At 40.2% G+C, this 17,220-nt stretch carries 13 protein-coding genes; 9 read left to right on the forward strand and 4 right to left on the reverse strand.

All coding sequences use genetic code 11. The features are described from left to right. Positions 1-2: 2 nt before the first annotated feature. Complete coding sequence (locus H3V00_RS09245; protein WP_037393151.1) at positions 3-758, forward strand: amino acid ABC transporter ATP-binding protein; 756 nt, start codon at positions 3-5, stop codon at positions 756-758. A 112-nt stretch (positions 759-870) separates the two neighbouring features. Continuing rightward, a complete protein-coding gene (locus H3V00_RS09250; protein ID WP_198207770.1) occupies positions 871-1,743 on the forward strand; it encodes a DUF3800 domain-containing protein in 873 nt (290 codons plus the stop codon). 406 nt (positions 1,744-2,149) lie between these two features. Here H3V00_RS09250 and H3V00_RS09255 read toward each other — a convergent pair whose 3' ends face one another. Continuing rightward, entirely contained in the window at positions 2,150-3,064 is a 915-nt protein-coding gene (locus tag H3V00_RS09255) for a hypothetical protein (RefSeq protein WP_078475037.1), read from the reverse strand. 353 nt (positions 3,065-3,417) lie between these two features. On the opposite strand from H3V00_RS09255, the gene H3V00_RS09260 reads away from it, so the two are divergent. The 4 genes from H3V00_RS09260 (at position 3,418) to H3V00_RS09275 (ending at position 4,732) form a co-directional block, all read left to right on the forward strand. Further along, complete coding sequence (locus tag H3V00_RS09260) at positions 3,418-3,660, forward strand: hypothetical protein (protein WP_198207772.1); 243 nt, start codon at positions 3,418-3,420, stop codon at positions 3,658-3,660. A gap of 68 nt (positions 3,661-3,728) precedes the next feature. After that, positions 3,729-4,004: a hypothetical protein gene (locus tag H3V00_RS09265; protein ID WP_198231802.1), complete on the forward strand. Its 276-nt coding sequence runs from the start codon at positions 3,729-3,731 to the stop codon at positions 4,002-4,004. 24 nt (positions 4,005-4,028) lie between these two features. Further along, positions 4,029-4,316 (forward strand): MafI family immunity protein, encoded by a 288-nt coding sequence (locus tag H3V00_RS09270; protein WP_078475034.1) that lies wholly within the window; start codon positions 4,029-4,031, stop codon positions 4,314-4,316. A gap of 26 nt (positions 4,317-4,342) precedes the next feature. After that, positions 4,343-4,732: a cupin domain-containing protein gene (locus tag H3V00_RS09275; RefSeq protein WP_232335980.1), complete on the forward strand. Its 390-nt coding sequence runs from the start codon at positions 4,343-4,345 to the stop codon at positions 4,730-4,732. Positions 4,733-4,880: 148 nt separating this feature from the next. Here the strand turns inward: H3V00_RS09275 and grpE are convergent, their stop codons facing one another. Further along, positions 4,881-5,429 (reverse strand): nucleotide exchange factor GrpE, encoded by a 549-nt coding sequence (gene grpE, locus H3V00_RS09280; protein ID WP_037476114.1) that lies wholly within the window; start codon positions 5,427-5,429, stop codon positions 4,881-4,883. Between the two features lie 264 nt (positions 5,430-5,693). Beyond that, entirely contained in the window at positions 5,694-8,396 is a 2,703-nt protein-coding gene (gene ppc, locus H3V00_RS09285) for a phosphoenolpyruvate carboxylase (RefSeq protein WP_198207775.1), read from the reverse strand. A gap of 364 nt (positions 8,397-8,760) precedes the next feature. On the opposite strand from ppc, the gene cysT reads away from it, so the two are divergent. The 3 genes from cysT to H3V00_RS09300 are packed head-to-tail and all read left to right on the forward strand — an operon-like array spanning position 8,761 to position 11,582. Continuing rightward, positions 8,761-9,597: a sulfate ABC transporter permease subunit CysT gene (gene cysT / locus H3V00_RS09290; protein ID WP_037393176.1), complete on the forward strand. Its 837-nt coding sequence runs from the start codon at positions 8,761-8,763 to the stop codon at positions 9,595-9,597. Next, positions 9,597-10,469 (forward strand): sulfate ABC transporter permease subunit CysW, encoded by an 873-nt coding sequence (cysW, locus tag H3V00_RS09295; RefSeq protein ID WP_084565130.1) that lies wholly within the window; start codon positions 9,597-9,599, stop codon positions 10,467-10,469. The genes cysT and cysW overlap by 1 nt, the downstream gene beginning before the upstream one ends. 30 nt (positions 10,470-10,499) lie before the next feature. Beyond that, on the forward strand, positions 10,500-11,582 hold the full coding sequence (locus H3V00_RS09300) for a sulfate/molybdate ABC transporter ATP-binding protein (protein WP_037476118.1): 1,083 nt from the start codon (positions 10,500-10,502) through the stop codon (positions 11,580-11,582). A gap of 283 nt (positions 11,583-11,865) precedes the next feature. On the opposite strand, the gene H3V00_RS09305 is transcribed toward H3V00_RS09300, so the two are convergent. Next, the gene (locus tag H3V00_RS09305; protein WP_198207777.1) at positions 11,866-17,028 is read right to left on the reverse strand and encodes a calcium-binding protein; all 5,163 of its coding nucleotides are present in this window, start codon (positions 17,026-17,028) and stop codon (positions 11,866-11,868) included. Positions 17,029-17,220 lie beyond the last annotated feature (192 nt).

The following is a 17,220-nucleotide window of genomic DNA, read 5'->3' on the forward strand; positions in this document are numbered from 1 at the left end:
TAATGATAGATGCCCGCGGTATTTATAAGGCTTTTGGTAATACTGAAGTACTCAAAGGCGTCGATATTCAGGTAGCACGCTCAGAAGTAGTTGCCATTATCGGTTCTTCCGGTTCAGGCAAATCTACATTACTGCGTTGTCTGAATTATCTGGAAAAGATAGATGCGGGCAGTATTGCCATTGAAAATGATTTTCTGGTACAGAACAATATCCACAATCGTGCTCATTATGTATCTGAAGGCCTGATAAAAAAAATCTGTACTCGGATGGGTATGGTTTTTCAGCAGTTCAATCTGTTTCCGCACATGACCGTATTACAAAATATCATTGAAGCTCCAATAACTGTGAAAAAAATGAAGCGTGATGAGATTGTTCCGCTGGCACAGGAGTTGTTGCGCAAGGTTGGTCTGGCTAATAAACAGGATTATTATCCGTCTCAATTATCTGGCGGACAAAAGCAGCGGGTTGCTATTGCCCGTGCACTGGCTATGCAGCCACAAATTATGCTGTTTGATGAACCTACTTCAGCTCTTGATCCTGAATTAACCGGCGAAGTATTGAAAACGATGCAGCAACTGGCTGAAGACAGAATGACTATGGTTGTGGTCACTCATGAAATGGGTTTTGCGCGTGAGGTGGCCAATAAGGTGCTGTTTATGGATAAAGGTGTGATTGTTGAATCGGGTGAAGCGAGAAGCTTTTTTGCTAATCCGCAGCATGCACGGACACAGGCGTTTTTGAGCTCGATGTTGAAGTAAATTTATTAATATTAAAGTTTATACAAGTTGTAGTTATTGTTTATATTAGATGTTTGATTAAATATCAATGCGGAGATATGCATTCCGTACTAAACAGTATGTAGTAATAAATATGACTAAAAGTAATTTGATAGCTACTAACAATACATATAATATTGAGAATCAGGTTCAATTAGCCTTAGATTTGGATGAATCTGCTAATAGTAAAGAAAAATCATTAGCAGATTATTATAATTCTTTTAGCCCATTTATTGTTTATGCAGATGAGAGCGGTACGCCAACTATGGATAATGATAAAAATTATCCAGTTTTTGTTTTGGCGTTTTGCATTTTTAATAAGCGTATTTATACTGAAAAATTGGTGCCTTTAATCCAAGCATTGAAATTTAAATTTTTTGGGCATGATATGGTTATTCTACATGAAAAAGAAATAAGAAAACATGAATACCCTTTCAATTTTAATTTCAAGGCTTTATCTGATGAATTCTTAAATGATTTGAATAAAGTAATGTGCGAAACTAATTTTATTTTAATTTCCACTATCATCGATAAACGCAAGGGTAAATATGAAGATAATTTATATAATGCAGCTATGGAAGTATGTCTGGTTAATCTTTATAATTTTATGAGAGAGAAAAATAGTCACCTTAGAAAAACTTATGTTGTCATAGAATCACGGGGCGCAAAGGAAGATAAAAGCATTGAATTAGCATTTAGGCGTATTTGTGATGGACATAATTCATTAAAGACTAATTTTCCATTTGAGATTTTGATTAAGAAAAAAGACGCTAATAGTACTGGATTACAGTTTGCTGATTTGTGTGCTAGACCTATTGGTAGGAATCATTTAGATTTTAATAATTCTGAGAGACAACTCAATAGGGCTTTTGAGGTATTAAAGTTAAAATTTTATTGTGAAGGTGGCCGGCTTAATGTAGGAAACAATTATCTGAATTATGGGCTAAATATTTTGCCGGAAAAATAAAGTCCAAAAAGCAGAAGAGCCTTGAGAATACTCAAGGCTACAGCGCCGACTGGGCTACCCAATCCATTTGTTTAAAGTATACCTAAGGTAAAATTTTAATTCAATAAAAATTTAGGAAAGTATTAATATCTTAAAATGATACTGGCATATACAAGATAGTTTGGTTTATCTTGATATTGGATTAATAAAAAGATATCTTACTTGTCAGTTGTTTTATTGCTTGATTTGCTCATCCAACTCTTTAATTTAACATTATGTTATTTAAGTATTGTATATTCTTTCTATATTCTAGAAAGAATATACTTGTTCTGGTTTAATGATAAAGTAATATTATAAATTAAGAATTACTAGAATGCTCTTCTAAGTTTAATTCAAAATAGATAAATTTATAATATATAGTTTGATATTATATTGCTGGTTTAATCCATAGCTGCTGGTTTTTCTGGTCTATTTTCACGCTATATTTTTTCAGGAAATCCACGCCAAGTAAGCCGTCTGATTCAAATTGTTCCGGCATACCGTCCATAATAGCCGCCCGAATGGGGAATTTACGGATAGATGGGTTAGTCAGAATGATTTTAACAGTCTGGGGATTGCCTTTTTTATTCAGGCGCAGGGTGGCTCCTTCGGATTTGGGTGCGGGTATTTTATTGCTGCTGTTGAATGATGCTGGCAGTAATTTTCCTTTGATAAAGGTCATTGATGCTCCGGTATCCAGAACAAGGCTGTATGTTTTTTTCTGGTCGGTAAGGTTGATGATAATGCCTTCTTTGGGATGAATGTTGTAGGGGAAAGCAATCCATTGCTGGTTTATCTGGGTAGAATCCTGACCATCGTCGATTATGATTTTTTTGTGCGCAAAATCTAGGGTAAGGATGTGATTCTGAAAGAGTGGCAAACCGATAACTGGCAGGTTGTCATCTGGTGCAGGTGCCTGTTGCGGTTCCGCAGTGCTGGAATAACTCCAGCCCCATGGTTTCAGTTCTTCTGCATTGATGTTGTCAAAGTTAAGCCCGTTGATATCTAAATGTTTTATCAGAAATTTTTGTGTTTCATTAATTTTTCCACTTAAATCCAGATTTTTATTGGTATTTTGGTTTTTGGTCGTATCTGGCAGTTGTTGCAGTGTATTTAGCGGTAAATGCAAGGCTGTCTGTGAACCTGTATCAAGCTGAAACTGGCTTGGTTTACCGTTGATATTTAAGACTACTTTGGCAATATGGGTATCTTTGGTAAAGGTTACCGGTAATACTACTTCTTTTGCCATGGCCATTTTTATGGCTATGCAGATAAAAATAAAAAACAGGCTTGATAAACGCATGGATTTTATCCTTTTTTACAATATGGGGTAATATTGGAACTATGCGTTTATACTTGGTTAATTGGTAATAGGCAAGAACAATTAAATTTAATAATCAGACAGATTGGTTATATTTTTTTTTTAAAGGCAGGAGCTACACACTTAGAATGTTTATTTTAATATTTATTGACTATTAATTTTTGTTAGTTGTTTAAGATAGAAATATTATTTTTGGTATAAAACTAAAATCTGGATTAAATATTCTTGCTTAAGTTTGCCATGGATTTTTTTATCAATATCGGAAGTTATTGATAGGTATTTTATTATTATGTGTTGGTTGGTGGCGATTTTCGCCTTATTCACCTCGGGTGGTTATGCCCTCATATTTAAATGACGGTGTGGATTGTTCACAGTTTCGGCCGATGGCTACGGGTGATGAACCATTGCAAACAGAAGTACCTACAGGAATGCAGCCATTTGTGTTATCAAAAGTGAAAATGACTCCTTTGGCTGGGTTTAGTATGCCTGCACGTGTACTACATCGCGCTTTTTATCTTTATGATGAACACACTAGTATCTCTACAACTGACTGGTTTGTGGGGTGGGGGTATGGCTAATGGAAAGGTAGTAAAGCGCCTGAAATTTGAGCAGAGAGCCCGTTTTGGTGGTGTTGCCGGCACTAAAGATGGGGCTCTATGCCATATCTTATGATGATATGTACCTGAATGCTTCGAATGTCCATTTGATTCCGGCAAATAAAAAAATAGCTACTCAGATTAGTGGTATTAAGGTTGGGGATAATGTTCGTGTGGATGGTTGGCTGGTTAGGGTCGATATGGGAAATAGATATGTGGTATCGTCATTGTCACGCACTGACAGGGGAGCGGGAGCGTGTGAAGTAATACTGGTGTGTAATTTTACCCGGCTTGCTTCTGAAAAGGTATGGCCGGATTATAAGTGACTTTTGTTTCAAGACAGCCATTAAATGAATATTGAATATCAGGATGTAGAAGAAAATTTTGGTAATTTAATTTCTTTACTAAATAAGAGTTTTATCTCTAAAGAAATAGATGAAATAAAAGATTTTGTTGATTATGGTGAATATGGATTAGCTTTAGATACTCTGATTGATATTATTAAGGAAGAAAATAAGGAAATAAATAATGATATTTTTCAATATATAGCAAAATTATCTAATCTCATGGAGCAAAATATGGAAGTTATAACTAAAGACTTAATTAAATATATAAATTTTGATATGGGGGCGGAATGATGTTTGCCAGATGGTTGCTTGCATTGATGCTGGCTGCTATGGCCAGTACGGTATGGGCTGATGTTTATTTAAAAGATGAATTGATTGATTTTAATCGTGATGCGGCGGCTGGTGGTAAGGGCACTTTGTATGGGCAGTTTGCATTCAGACGAGATGCGGCAAAGAGAGACGAAGCGATCAAGGAGATTGGCTGGATGACGTTGCAACCGGGTGATTCAATCGGTTTTCATCGGCATGAGCATAATGAGGATACTTATATTATTGTTTCTGGGATAGGTCTGTTTACTGATTCTGATGGTAAATCTTATCAAGTTACGGCTGGTGATGTGACGATTGCGCGTAAGGGGCAATCGCATGCTTTGGCCAATATAGGTAAGGAGCCGCTGGTGTTTATTGATGTGATTGCTGAGCAATAATTTCAGGTACAGTTTTACTGCTCAGATGGATAGCCGGAACGGCATGTTTTTGCTCTTTGAATCGTAATTTAATTGGATGGGGATGAAACTGTATACATAAAAAACCGTCAGACCTTGGGTGTGTCTGACGGTTTTTGTGTAAGCAGGTTTATTCTGCGTCAGCAGCCTTAGCTACAGTTACCATAGCAGGGCGTAATACACGGTCGGACAGGGTATAACCTTTTTTCATTACCGAAACTACTGTATTGGGTTCTTGCTCACTTTCTACACTTTGCAAGGCCTGATGACGGTGTGGATCAAGTTTGTCGCCGGCTTTAGGATCGATCTCTTTAATATTAGACTGATCGAAAGCTTTTTGTAATTCGGTCAGCGTCATTTGTACGCCCATTTTCAGTGCGTCAAAGTTACCGCTTTGATCTTGCAGGGCCATTTCCAGATAATCTTTAACTGGCAGCATAGCACTGGCAAATTTCTGTCCGGCAAATTTATGTGCGCTTTCCAGTTCATCCTGATGACGTCTGCGCAGATTTTGTTCATTGGCGAGTGAACGTAACTGTTCGTCTTTGAGTTGTCCTTCAAGTTCGCTAATACGTTCCTGTAACTCTTCTACGGTAGCTTCAGGAGCGACAATTGGTTCTGTGGTTTCGGTATTATCGTTAACCTGTGTTTCGTTTTCGGTATTGTTTTCCGGTTGCATATTTTTTCCTCTGCAAAAGGGTAAGTTATGTGATTAAATTGGGTCGTTGTATATCGATTTCAAGCGACTGTAACAGATTTGTAATCACTTTTACTTATTAATTTTAATACATTGATTTTTATAAAAATTAAATATATTTATATATCAATATCCAAGTATTTTATTTTGGATATAAAAATAAATATTTCATTGGAAAAATTTAGGTTATATGTACTGGTGATGAGCGGACAGAATGGAAATACTGTCCGCAAAACAGGATGATATCTAGCCGGTATTACGCAACCCTTGTGCAATACCATTAATTGTCAGATGGATGAGCTGGAGTATCTCACTATTATCCGGCTGCTGGCGCAGTTGTTGCAGCAGATGTATCTGCAACCAGTTCAGTGCATTCAGATACGGAATACGCAAGGCCAGAGAACGTGCCAGAGTGCGGTTATCACTCAGATAATGCTGACGTTGCAAAATATTAAGCAAAGCCTGCCGGCTGCGCTCAAACTCTTCAGATAGCATGGTGTAAATGGTTCTGGCAGCTTGCTGATCACTGGCAAGATCTACATAAGCCTCAGCAATAGTAAGATCGGCTTTGGCCATGACCTGATCCATGTTGGAAAGCATGGTTTGAAAAAACGGACTATTTTTGACCTGCTGCTGTAAGCGTTGCAGATTGGTGCTGTCCTGTTCAATCAGTTCCGCTACTGCACTACCGAAACCGTACCAGGCCGGCAGCATCAGGCGGTTCTGGGTCCATGAGAATACCCATGGTATGGCGCGTAAGTCTTGAATTTTGGCCAGTGTTTTCCGGCTGGCGGGGCGGCTGCCAATATTCAAGCTCGCAATTTCCTGAATCGGGCTAGTTTGCAGAAAATAATCAATAAAGCCCGGAAAGGTAATTAATTGCCGGTAATGTGTGAATGCGTTGGCAGACAATGCATTCATCAGTTCGCTGTCAGGCTCACTGTTGTGCATGGGTAAAACAGTAGCTTCAAGAGTAGCAGCAATGAGTGCTTCAAGATTACGTTCTGCATTGGTCGGATCAGCATATTTGGCGGTAATAACTTCTCCTTGTTCAGTAATGCGTATTTGTCCGGCTACGCTGCCAGCCGGCTGTGCCATGATTGCATCGAATGAAGGTCCGCCACCGCGACCGACACTGCCACCGCGGCCATGAAACAGGCGCAGACGGATATGGTGCTGACCAAACAGTTGTACCAGTCTCGATTCAGCCTGATAAAGTGACCACTGGCTGGTTACATAACCACCATCTTTATTACTGTCGGAATAGCCCAGCATAATTTCCTGCAGGTTATCACGACTACGCAAAAAAGCACGATACCAGGGCAGATTAAATAATTTATCCATAATACTGATGCAATTATGCAAGGCATCAATGGTCTCAAACAGAGGAACAATATTAATCCGGCTGGTCGGTTTCTCATTACTGATGCTCAGTAAACCAGTTTCTTTCAGCAATAACGCTACCACCAATATATCGCTAACGGTTTCGGCGTTAGAAATAATGCACTGATTGATAGCGGTTTCACCATAGTTATTTTTAATATTCGCCGCAGTCTGGAATATAGCCAGCTCACGCATGGTGTGCGGACTATACTGAATATAAGGGCTGTATAGCGGGCGCTGGGTGCTTAATTCACGTAACAGAACGCGCTGTTTGGCTGCTTCACTTAATGTCTCAAACGTTTCAAGACCGGCATGTGTAAACAGTTCGGCTACAACTTCGGCATGTTTGGCTGCATGCTGACGCAAGTCGATGGACATCAGATGAAAACCGAACAGGGAAACAGAACGAATCAGGTCAGCCAGTTTGCCTTGTGTGAGCAGGGCACTGCCATTTTGTTGTAAAGAACTGGCTATATTATTAAGCTCCTGCAAAAGTTCCTCTGGTTGTTTATATGGAGGCAGACCATGATGCTGCTTGTGTGGAGCAATATTCAGTTGCCGCGAGGTGGCATTTAGACGTGCCTGTATATAGGTAAGAGCACGGCGGTATGGTTCTTCGCTATGAGCCGTTGCGGTATCCGGTGACTGCTCGGCCATATGATACACGCTGCTGTCAATCTGAACACGACGAGAAGAAAGCGGCAGCAACTGATGCAGCTCATCCAGACATTGATGATAATGCTTTAACAAAGTATCACCCTGAAAGATGAAAGCTTCCTGTAAAGTATCTGCATTAACATACGGATTACCGTCACGATCTCCGCCAACCCAGCCACCGATACTGAGTACATCAGGAAGAGTTATTTGCGGATACGTGCTGGTGAGCTGCTGTTGCAGTTTGCGGTAAAGGGCTGGTACCGCTTTAAAAAAACTCAATGGAAAATAGGTAACACTATTATAAATTTCATCACTTACGCTGATTTTGAAATGGCGCGTTTCATCAGTCTGCCATAAGGCCAGCAGAATAGCTTCAGCCTGTTGCTTTAGCTGTTCGTTATAGTGATTATCAGAATGGTCGTATTCACTGAGAATGGTGCGGATATGACGCTGAAAGCACAGAATGCACTGGCGCTGTACTTCAGTCGGATGAGCGGTTAGCACTGCACTGATACTGGTTTGCTGCAGAATCTGTTCCAGTTGTGCAGCACTAATCTGCTGTTGCTGAATCTGGTTGATAACATGAGTAAAACTGGTGCGTCCGGGATGCTGTCTGTCATTTTCATATGCCTGGCGCCGCCGTTCATGGTGGGCATCTTCGGCAATATTCAGTACTTGTGCAAACAGGCTGCATGCACGAATCAAATCTTGCTGTTGTTGTAAATCCAGAGTAGGCACCACCTGTTGAATGATGGTTTGTGGCTGATTACCACTGAGTAGCTGGCGCAATACAGTTTGTACAGTAGCTGTGGTTTCGTTTTGCAGGACGTTAAATAGTGCTTCAGTCAGGAATTTGATATCTGCCGACAGGGGCGCATCTTTACGCTCGTCCAGAAGTGATGTTGGCATTGTGTTCTCGCTTTTGCAGACTTGTGTTTATATTGAATAACCTACGTCCATGATATTACGTGGTGATGATACGGGCAATACTACTGATTCGATAAGAGTTATAACCTCAGCTTCTTAGGTTACAAAAATATATTCTTTCTCAATCACCCGAACAGCCTTTTATATTGTTGGCTGATTCTGATTTAACAGAATGATTGAATTTATTTTTACATTCTGTTTTTTTGACTTATTAATCATTTTCTTGTTGTGGTTGGTATTTTGCGCTTGGAACATAGCCCGAACAGGATGCTTCCAATGTGTGCCGGTGTGTCTGATACAGCTACCGGTATTGTTTGTGCCTGCCAGGTCTGTGGGAGAAAAGGTTATGCTGTTTTTAAAACAGCCATCTGTACTGCCCGGTTTTTCGCTTAGTCTCGGCATAAGTGTGTTATCGCTGTCAGTACTGGTGCTGTTGCCATTTACGATGCTGGTATGGACTGTTACTGATCTGGGCTGGCATGGTTTTATACAAGTCATTTCTGAACCAAGGACACTTGCTGCGGTATGGCTGACTTTGAAAATGTCTTTACTGGCAATGCTGGCCAGTGTACTGCTGGGAACTTTGGTGGCATGGGTATTGGTACGTTACCACTTCTGGGGTAAGGATCTGGTTAATGCATTGGTAGATTTGCCGTTTGCTTTACCTACTGCAGTAACAGGGGTGGCTTTGGCTACCTTATATGCACCTACAGGGTGGATAGGTGCAGTATTAACCCGGTTTGGCTTGCAGATAGCATTTACACCGGCTGGGATCTGGCTGGCATTGTTGCTGGTAAGCCTGCCATTCGTCGTACGCGCAGTACAGCCGGTGCTGGCAGAATTATCAGGAGAATATGAAGAAGCTGCGGCTATTCTGGGTGCTTCCAGATTAACCATTGTATTCAGGGTACTGCTGCCGGAAGTTTTACCGGCACTGGTAATGGGGGCAGGTATGGCTTTTGCACGAGCTACCGGAGAATACGGTTCCGTAATTTTTATTGCCGGTAATGTGCCATTTAAATCAGAAATTCTGCCGCTGATTATTGTCAGTAAATTTGAATTGTTTGATTTGCCTGCAGCGGCAGCAGTCGCATTATTTATGCTAATAATTTCCTTTACCATTTTGTTTATGCTGAATTTATGGCAATGGCGTCTGAGCCGGCGTATGCAGGGGCGATACTGATGAGCACAGTTAAAACCAATGAGTTGCTTACTGAGCCGCGCTGGCTGCGCTACTTGCTGATAAGCATAACGCTGCTGTGTCTAGGTTTGCTGTTACTTTTGCCGCTGTTATCGGTATTCAGTTTTGCGCTGGCAAAGGGCTGGCAATTGTATCTGGCTGCTTTGACTGATGAAGAGGCACTCTCAGCCATTCGTTTGTCCTTGCTGATTACTGTTATTGTGGTGCCGGTGAATGTGATACTGGGTGTGGCAATGGCCTGGTTGTTAACCCATTTTTCATTTCGTGGTAAACAGTTATGGACAACCTTGCTGGATCTGCCATTTGCAGTCTCACCGGTCGTGGCGGGGCTGATGTTTGTTTTACTCTTCGGAAGTAACAGCTGGTTCGGTGATTGGATGGAAACACATGGAATACAGATTATTTTTGCAGTACCGGGTATGGTGCTGGCGACTCTGTTTGTTACTTTCCCTTTTGTGGCGCGTGAGCTCATCCCTTTAATGCAGGCTCAGGGAAGTAGTGAAGAACAGGCTGCACTGATACTGGGTGCCAGTGGCTGGCAAATGTTCTGGCGTGTCACATTACCCAATCTGAAATGGGCTCTGGTTTACGGCATTATTCTGACTAATGCCCGTGCAATGGGTGAGTTCGGGGCTGTCAGCATGGTTTCAGGCCATATCCGCGGTGAAACCAATACAATGCCTTTACTGGTAGAGATGATGTATAACGAATACAACATGGTAGGGGCATTTGCTGTTTCCAGTTTACTGGCCTTGCTGGCTTTATGCACGCTGGTATTACAGAAGTATCTCGACTGGCGGCAGACACGTTTGTTCAAAGATGCACGGCGCGAGCAGATTGCAGTAAGCGACTGAATAAGTAAAGTACCGTGCTGGGTAGCGATTATGAGTATTCGTATTAAACAATTAAATAAATATTATGGTGATTATCATGCCTTGCAGAATATTAATCTGCAGGTACCAACCGGTTCACTGACGGCATTGCTTGGTCCGTCCGGCTGTGGGAAAACCACCTTGTTACGCATCATTGCCGGACTGGAACGCGCAGATTCAGGTGAGCTGTTTTTTGCTGATGATGAGGTCAGTAATCTTCATGTGCGTGAGCGCCGGGTCGGGTTTATGTTTCAGCACTATGCCTTATTCAGGCATATGACCGTATTTGATAATGTGGCTTTTGGTTTACAGGTACTGCCTAACCGCATTCGTCCGAATAAAGCAGAAATAGCTGCCCGGGTGCATGAATTATTACAACTGGTGCAGCTTGACTGGCTGGCTAAAGTATATCCGCAGCAACTATCCGGAGGTCAGCGCCAGCGTATTGCTCTGGCACGTGCTCTGGCTACCAGACCAAAGCTGCTGCTGCTGGATGAGCCGTTTGGTGCACTGGATGCTAAGGTGCGCAAGGAATTACGCCAGTGGCTGCTGGAAATTCATCATCAGCTTGGGATTACCAGTGTACTGGTTACACATGATCAGGAAGAGGCGCTGGAAATGGCCGACCAGATAGTGGTGATGAATCAGGGAAAAGTTGAGCAAAGCGGAGCTGCCTCATCTTTGTATGATAATCCTGAAAATGTATTTGTTACTGAGTTTCTGGGTGAGGTTAATGTATTTGAAGATGCCTGTATTGAACACGGGCAATTGTGTCTGGGGCATTATCATGAACCTATTACCACAGGAGAAAAAGCCCGTCAGAATGTAGCTGTTTATATTCGGCCTCAGGAAATACAGGTATTAACACATATTCAGGATAATGTAATTGCCAGTGCATGCGTAGAAGAAATACATGCTATCGGTGCACAAATAAGGTTATGGTTGCGCCGAGAGGATAATAATCAGCGTATACAGGTATGGCTGTCGCCGGCCGAGTTTCGTACGCTGTCATTGCAGCCGGCTCAGACAGTATGGTTCAGACCTCAGCGGTTAACTATGTTCAGATTGCCGGAGATGGTAGATTACGTGATTTAATTATATTAATTTTATTCGGAAAGTATTTAAATAATTAAATTAGAATAAAATCTGATTCGGTTATATATATGTTTTTATTTATATAATTTCAAATATTTTAAGTCAGAGAATATTAATTGCAGGTATTTTTTATCTGCAGAAAAAAGATTAATTAAGTGGCAGCTAAGCTATCAATACCAATAAAGATATAATTCAAAAAAAATTATCACAATAAATATTGAATAAATAAAAAACGGCTACCGAAATGATATTCGGTAGCCGCTTTAATTAAATCATCTATGATTTAATTACCCCAATAGGCAGCAAAATTATTGTGCTGAACAAATTGTTGTATCTGATCTGGCATGCCGGAAAGAGAACTATCATGTCTGGCGGTAAAACCGGACATAGCTGAAGCCAGTTGCTGAGCCTGAGTGGCTACAGCCGGACTTTCATTTGCTACAGGAGTAGAATTTCTGGTCAATAAATCACGGTTAAGTAAACTTTTTGGAGTTATACCATAGCCGGATTTACCGGTTTGGGCAGACAAGTAATTTCCTTTAATAATATCTTGATAGCTGATGGTTTTATCATCAAATATAAAGTTGAAAGAATGGGCTCGTGCACTATAATCAAAGTATCTACTTAAAGTTACAGAATCATCAGTACCATATGCCCGCACGATCAGATCATAACCGGAACGGCTAAATACAGCATTGGTAAGATTTGTTCCCTCAAAAACAATATCATTATATTCACTGGATATATCATTCCCCCTATCATCGATAATATCCTGTCCGTGACCACGCTGAAACAGATAACGATCTTTTTCATTTCTACCACCATCCAGATAATCGTTACCGGCACCGCCATTCAGTATATCAAAGCCACTGTCTCCATGTAGGTAATCATCGCCGTTACCGCCATTCAGAATATCATTTCCGTCTTTACCATTTAGAATATCATTTCCATCATCACCATTCAAAATATCATCTTTGTCTTGACCATATAGCTTGTCATTACCATAACCGCCACTAATAATGTTTTTGCCCTTCCAGCCATTAATTGTGTCATTACTGCTATCGCCATAGGTAATATAGGTGTAATAATTCTGAAAATCTTGATAGGTGATAATTCTATCTTCAAAAATGAATTTATATGCATTATAATTGCCATTATAGAAATAATGATTAATAGTAACAGAATCATTCGAGTCATAGGCATGAATAATCAGATTTTCGCCAGAGCTGGTAAATACGGCATCAGCAAACTTAGCACCTTGGAAAACAACTTCATTAACATCATCGAAGGGATAGCTATCTTGAATAATGTCTTGCCCGTGTCCGCGCTGAAATAAATAACGGTCTGCGGAATAACCACCATCAAGAAAATCATTACCGGCACCGCCATTCAGGATGTCATTGCCACCGTCACCATACAAACTATCATTGCCATCACCGCCATTCAGAACCTCATCCACATTTCTACCTACTATGCCGATCAGAATGTCATTACCGGCACCGCCATTCAGAATATTTTTACCGTCTGCCCAGCCTGTGATTATGTTATCAGTATCATCACCATTTGCAGTAAAAGTAAAATTATTTCTGATATATTGATAATCAATGGATTTATCGTTAAAAATAAAATTGAACGCGTTAGTAGAATTATTAGTAAAATAGTCAGTTAGGGTAACAGAATCCTCAGTTCCATAGGCACGGATAATCAAATCTTTGCCAAAACAGGTAAAAACTGCATCGGCAAAATTGGCACCTTCAAAAACGATATCATCAATCTCATATGATTTATAATTATCTCCAGTATCATTGATAGTGTCCTGTCCGTGTCCGCGCTGAAACAGGTAACGGTCTTTTCCTCTGCCGCCTCCACTCAGGATATCATTACCGGTACCTCCGTTCAGTATGTCATAACCAATACCGCCATTTAAGATATCATTGCCATTACCGCCATTCAGGATATCATTGCCGTCTTCACCCCATAAGATATCGTTGCCATCATTTCCGTTCAGAGTATCATTGCCACTTTGTCCGTATAGAGTATCGTTACCCACACCTCCGTTCAGAATATCGTCACCATTGGTACCTGTTACTGTTTTATTGATATTCTCCGTGGGCGTAAAAGTGTAATTATTTTTAATATATTCATAATCGATAGTTTTATCTGTAAAAATAAAATTAAAAACTTGATCAGAACCGTAATTAAAATAATTAGTTAGCGTAACGGAATCATTTGAGTGATAAGCATGTATGATTAAATCTTTCCCGGAACGGGTAAAAGTGGCATCAGTAGAATAGGCATCTTCAAAGATAACGTCGTTATATAAGGTGTGGCTACTATTATATTCCCCAAAATCATTAATAATATCCTGTCCGTGACCATACTGAAACAGGTAAGTGTCTTTTTCATTATAACTACCGTATAGGAGGTCATTGCCTGCACCTCCGATCAGGACATTAGAACCACTGCCACCATATAATTTGTCATCGCCATCACCGCCATTAAGAATATCGTTACCGTTTTCTCCGTTAAGTTCGTCATCGCCATCATCTCCATTCAGAACATCATCTTTGTTTTGCCCATATAGAAAATCATTACCGCCACCACCGCTAAGAATATTTTTACCATCCCAGCCATAAATTTTGTTATTGGTATTATCGCCAGTAGCGGTAAAAGAATAATTATTATTAACAAGGTCGGAATAAGTAATTACTTTGTCATCAAAAACAAAATTATAGACATGATAACGATCTACATTATTATAAAAATAATTATTTATAGTCACGCAGTCATCGGTACCATAGGCATGGATAACCAGATTATTGCCAGAACGGGTAAACACTGCATCTGCAAAATGTGCCCCCTGAAAGATCACTGTATCTGTTTCCACGGCTATGCCCATATAATAACTTTCTTCGATGATATCCTGTCCGTGTCCGCGCTGAAACAGATAAGTGTCTTTTTCATTGCCCCCACCATCAAGAATATCATTGCCTACACCACCATTGAGGATATCCGAACCTTTACCACCATCTAATCTATCGTCGCCGGCACCACCATTAAGAGTATCGTTACCCTCTTGTCCATCTAAAGAGTCATCGCCGTCATCGCCGTTTAAAATATCATCTTTTTGATTTCCATATAGAATATCATTACCGGCGCCACCATTTAAAATATTTTTGCCTTCCCAGCCATTTTCCCAGTTTCTACGACTATCACCTATAAAAGTAAGGGTAAAATTATTTACTATATATTCATAATTAATAGTTTTATCATCAAAGATAAAATTAAAAGCCTGTTTATTGCTACCGAGAAAATAACCATTTATAGTAACAGAGTCATCAGAACCATAGGCATGGATAATCAAATCATCTCCATACCGGCTGAATGCAGTATTGGCTGAATAGGCTCCTTTAAAGATAAGATCATTACTGTTTGCTGTATCACTGGCAAAAATCCCTCGACCGATAATGTCTTGTCCGTGTCCTTTTTCGAACTGAAAAATGTCTTTTTGTCCGCCTCCTCCATAGAGTATGTCATTACCCGTCCCGCCGATAAGAATATCATTACTACCATCACCATATATTGTATCGTTGCCGGCACCACCATTCAGAATATTTTTGCCTTCCCAGCCTCTAATAATATTATTTTGATCATTGCCGTTAGCTGTAAAGGTATAATTATTTTTGAGATATTCATAAGTGATCGTTCTATCATCAAAGATAAAATTAAATGCGCGACTGTCTAACCTACTATCTATTTTACTATTTGCGCTACTGCCTAATATATAGTCAAAATAATCAATTAAGGTTACAGAATCATTTGAACCATAGGCACTGATAATCAGATTATTGCCAGAGCGGGTAAAGACAGCATCCGCAGATTTCGCACCCTGAAAGACAAGGTCATTAATTGCAGAAGTCTGATTAGGTTTACTCATATCGTTAATAATGTCCTGTCCGTGCCCTTTTTGGAACAGGTAACGATCTTTTTCAAAATCTCCGCCATTAAGAATATCATTACCGGCACCACCATTTAATGTGTCATAACCGTAGCCGCCATTAAGAATATCGTCACCGTTTTCTCCGTTGAGTTCGTCATTGCCATCGCCGCCATTCAGGATATCATCACCATTTCTACCCCACAGAACATCATTACCATAACCCCCGTTCATAATATCCTTACCTACCCAGCCGATAAGGGTATTGTCACCGGCATCACCATTGGATGTAATACCATAATCGGTTTTGAGATTTTCGTAAGTGATGGTTTTATCATCAAAGATAAAGTTAAAGGCACGGCTGCTTTTATTCTGATCAAAATAATCCGGCAAAGTAACGGAATCAGTAGTGCCGTAGGCACGGATGATCAGATCATTACCGGCACGGGTAAATAGGGCATTTACTGAATTGGCTCCCTGAAAGACCAGATCATTGCGTTTCTGTTGCCAGTAAGAAATGGCGTAATCATCCCCTTTATCATTGATAATATCCTGCCCATGTCCCTGCTGGAAGATATACTGATCTTTTTCGTAATCGCCGCCACTGAGGATATCGTTACCAGTGCCGCCATTGAGAATATCAAAACCATTGCCGCCAGTTATCGCATCATTGCCGGCACCGCCATTGAGCTGGTCATTGCCGGCATCGCCATAGAGAATATCATCGCCATCATTACCATTAAGAATATCGTTGCCATTACCTCCGCTCAGGGTATCGTTGCCGTAACCCCCATTGAGCTGGTCATTACCGGCATCGCCATAGAGAATATCGTCGCCATCATCGCCGTTGATAATATCGTCGCCATCAGCTCCATTCAGAGTATCATTACCGGTACCGCCATAAAGGGTGTCGTTACCATTACCACCATTTAAGATATCATTGCCGGCATCGCCGTAGAGAGCATCATCGCCGTCGTTGCCGTTAAGAGTATCGTTACCATTACCTCCATACAGGAGATCTTTACCCTGCCAGCCATTAATGATATTGTCATTATTATCGCCGTTTACACTAAAGGTATAACTACTTTTCAGATTTTCGTAGGTTATCGTTTTATCATTGAAAATAAAGGTAAATGCACGGCTGTTTTTGTTATAGTCAAAATAATCATTTAAGATAACAGAGTCTCTGGAGTTATTAGTGTAAATAATCAAATTATTACCGGAGCGTTTAAATAATGCCTCAGCGGAATTGATATTTTCAAAAACAATATCATTGCGTTGTTGTTGCCAATAAGAGTCAGAACTATCATATCCCTGATCACTGATAGTATGCTGTCCGTGGCCGTTTCTGAATACGTACCTGTCTTTTACCCAGTCATTACCCTGAATAAGACCATTAGTGTTTGCTGAATTAGGACTTTCTGCAAAAGCTGCTGATTTCAGAGAGTTTATTTCAGTTCTTGGCTGGGAATTATTTTGCTGTCTGTATAAATTGTTTAAAGTTTCCATAATCCTGAATCTCCTTGATTAAAGTTTATATTCTTAAATAAAGTTTGCTGACTAGTCAGAATCAGCGCTAATTATGATGTTTAAATTTTAATCATTATAAATCAAAGCTTTATGTATCATAATCTGAGAGTATATATACTCTGTATAACCGGTATAAAATTTGATTTATATCAAATAATATATATTTTTTTT

This window comes from Snodgrassella sp. W6238H11 (genome assembly GCF_016100525.1).
GTDB classification, from domain to species: Bacteria; Pseudomonadota; Gammaproteobacteria; order Burkholderiales; family Neisseriaceae; genus Snodgrassella; species Snodgrassella alvi.

Excerpts from the sequence above, each read along its gene's own strand:
- H3V00_RS09245 (WP_037393151.1), top strand. The coding sequence starts at position 3 with ATGATAGATGCCCGCGGTATTTATAAGGCTTTTGGTAATACTGAAGTA.
- H3V00_RS09250 (WP_198207770.1), top strand. The coding sequence starts at position 871 with ATGACTAAAAGTAATTTGATAGCTACTAACAATACATATAATATTGAG.
- H3V00_RS09255 (WP_078475037.1), bottom strand. The coding sequence starts at position 3,064 with ATGCGTTTATCAAGCCTGTTTTTTATTTTTATCTGCATAGCCATAAAA.
- H3V00_RS09260 (WP_198207772.1), top strand. The coding sequence starts at position 3,418 with ATGCCCTCATATTTAAATGACGGTGTGGATTGTTCACAGTTTCGGCCG.
- H3V00_RS09265 (WP_198231802.1), top strand. The coding sequence starts at position 3,729 with ATGGGGCTCTATGCCATATCTTATGATGATATGTACCTGAATGCTTCG.
- H3V00_RS09270 (WP_078475034.1), top strand. The coding sequence starts at position 4,029 with ATGAATATTGAATATCAGGATGTAGAAGAAAATTTTGGTAATTTAATT.
- H3V00_RS09275 (WP_232335980.1), top strand. The coding sequence starts at position 4,343 with ATGCTGGCTGCTATGGCCAGTACGGTATGGGCTGATGTTTATTTAAAA.
- grpE (WP_037476114.1), bottom strand. The coding sequence starts at position 5,429 with ATGCAACCGGAAAACAATACCGAAAACGAAACACAGGTTAACGATAAT.
- ppc (WP_198207775.1), bottom strand. The coding sequence starts at position 8,396 with ATGCCAACATCACTTCTGGACGAGCGTAAAGATGCGCCCCTGTCGGCA.
- cysT (WP_037393176.1), top strand. The coding sequence starts at position 8,761 with ATGCTGTTTTTAAAACAGCCATCTGTACTGCCCGGTTTTTCGCTTAGT.
- cysW (WP_084565130.1), top strand. The coding sequence starts at position 9,597 with ATGAGCACAGTTAAAACCAATGAGTTGCTTACTGAGCCGCGCTGGCTG.
- H3V00_RS09300 (WP_037476118.1), top strand. The coding sequence starts at position 10,500 with ATGAGTATTCGTATTAAACAATTAAATAAATATTATGGTGATTATCAT.
- H3V00_RS09305 (WP_198207777.1), bottom strand. The coding sequence starts at position 17,028 with ATGGAAACTTTAAACAATTTATACAGACAGCAAAATAATTCCCAGCCA.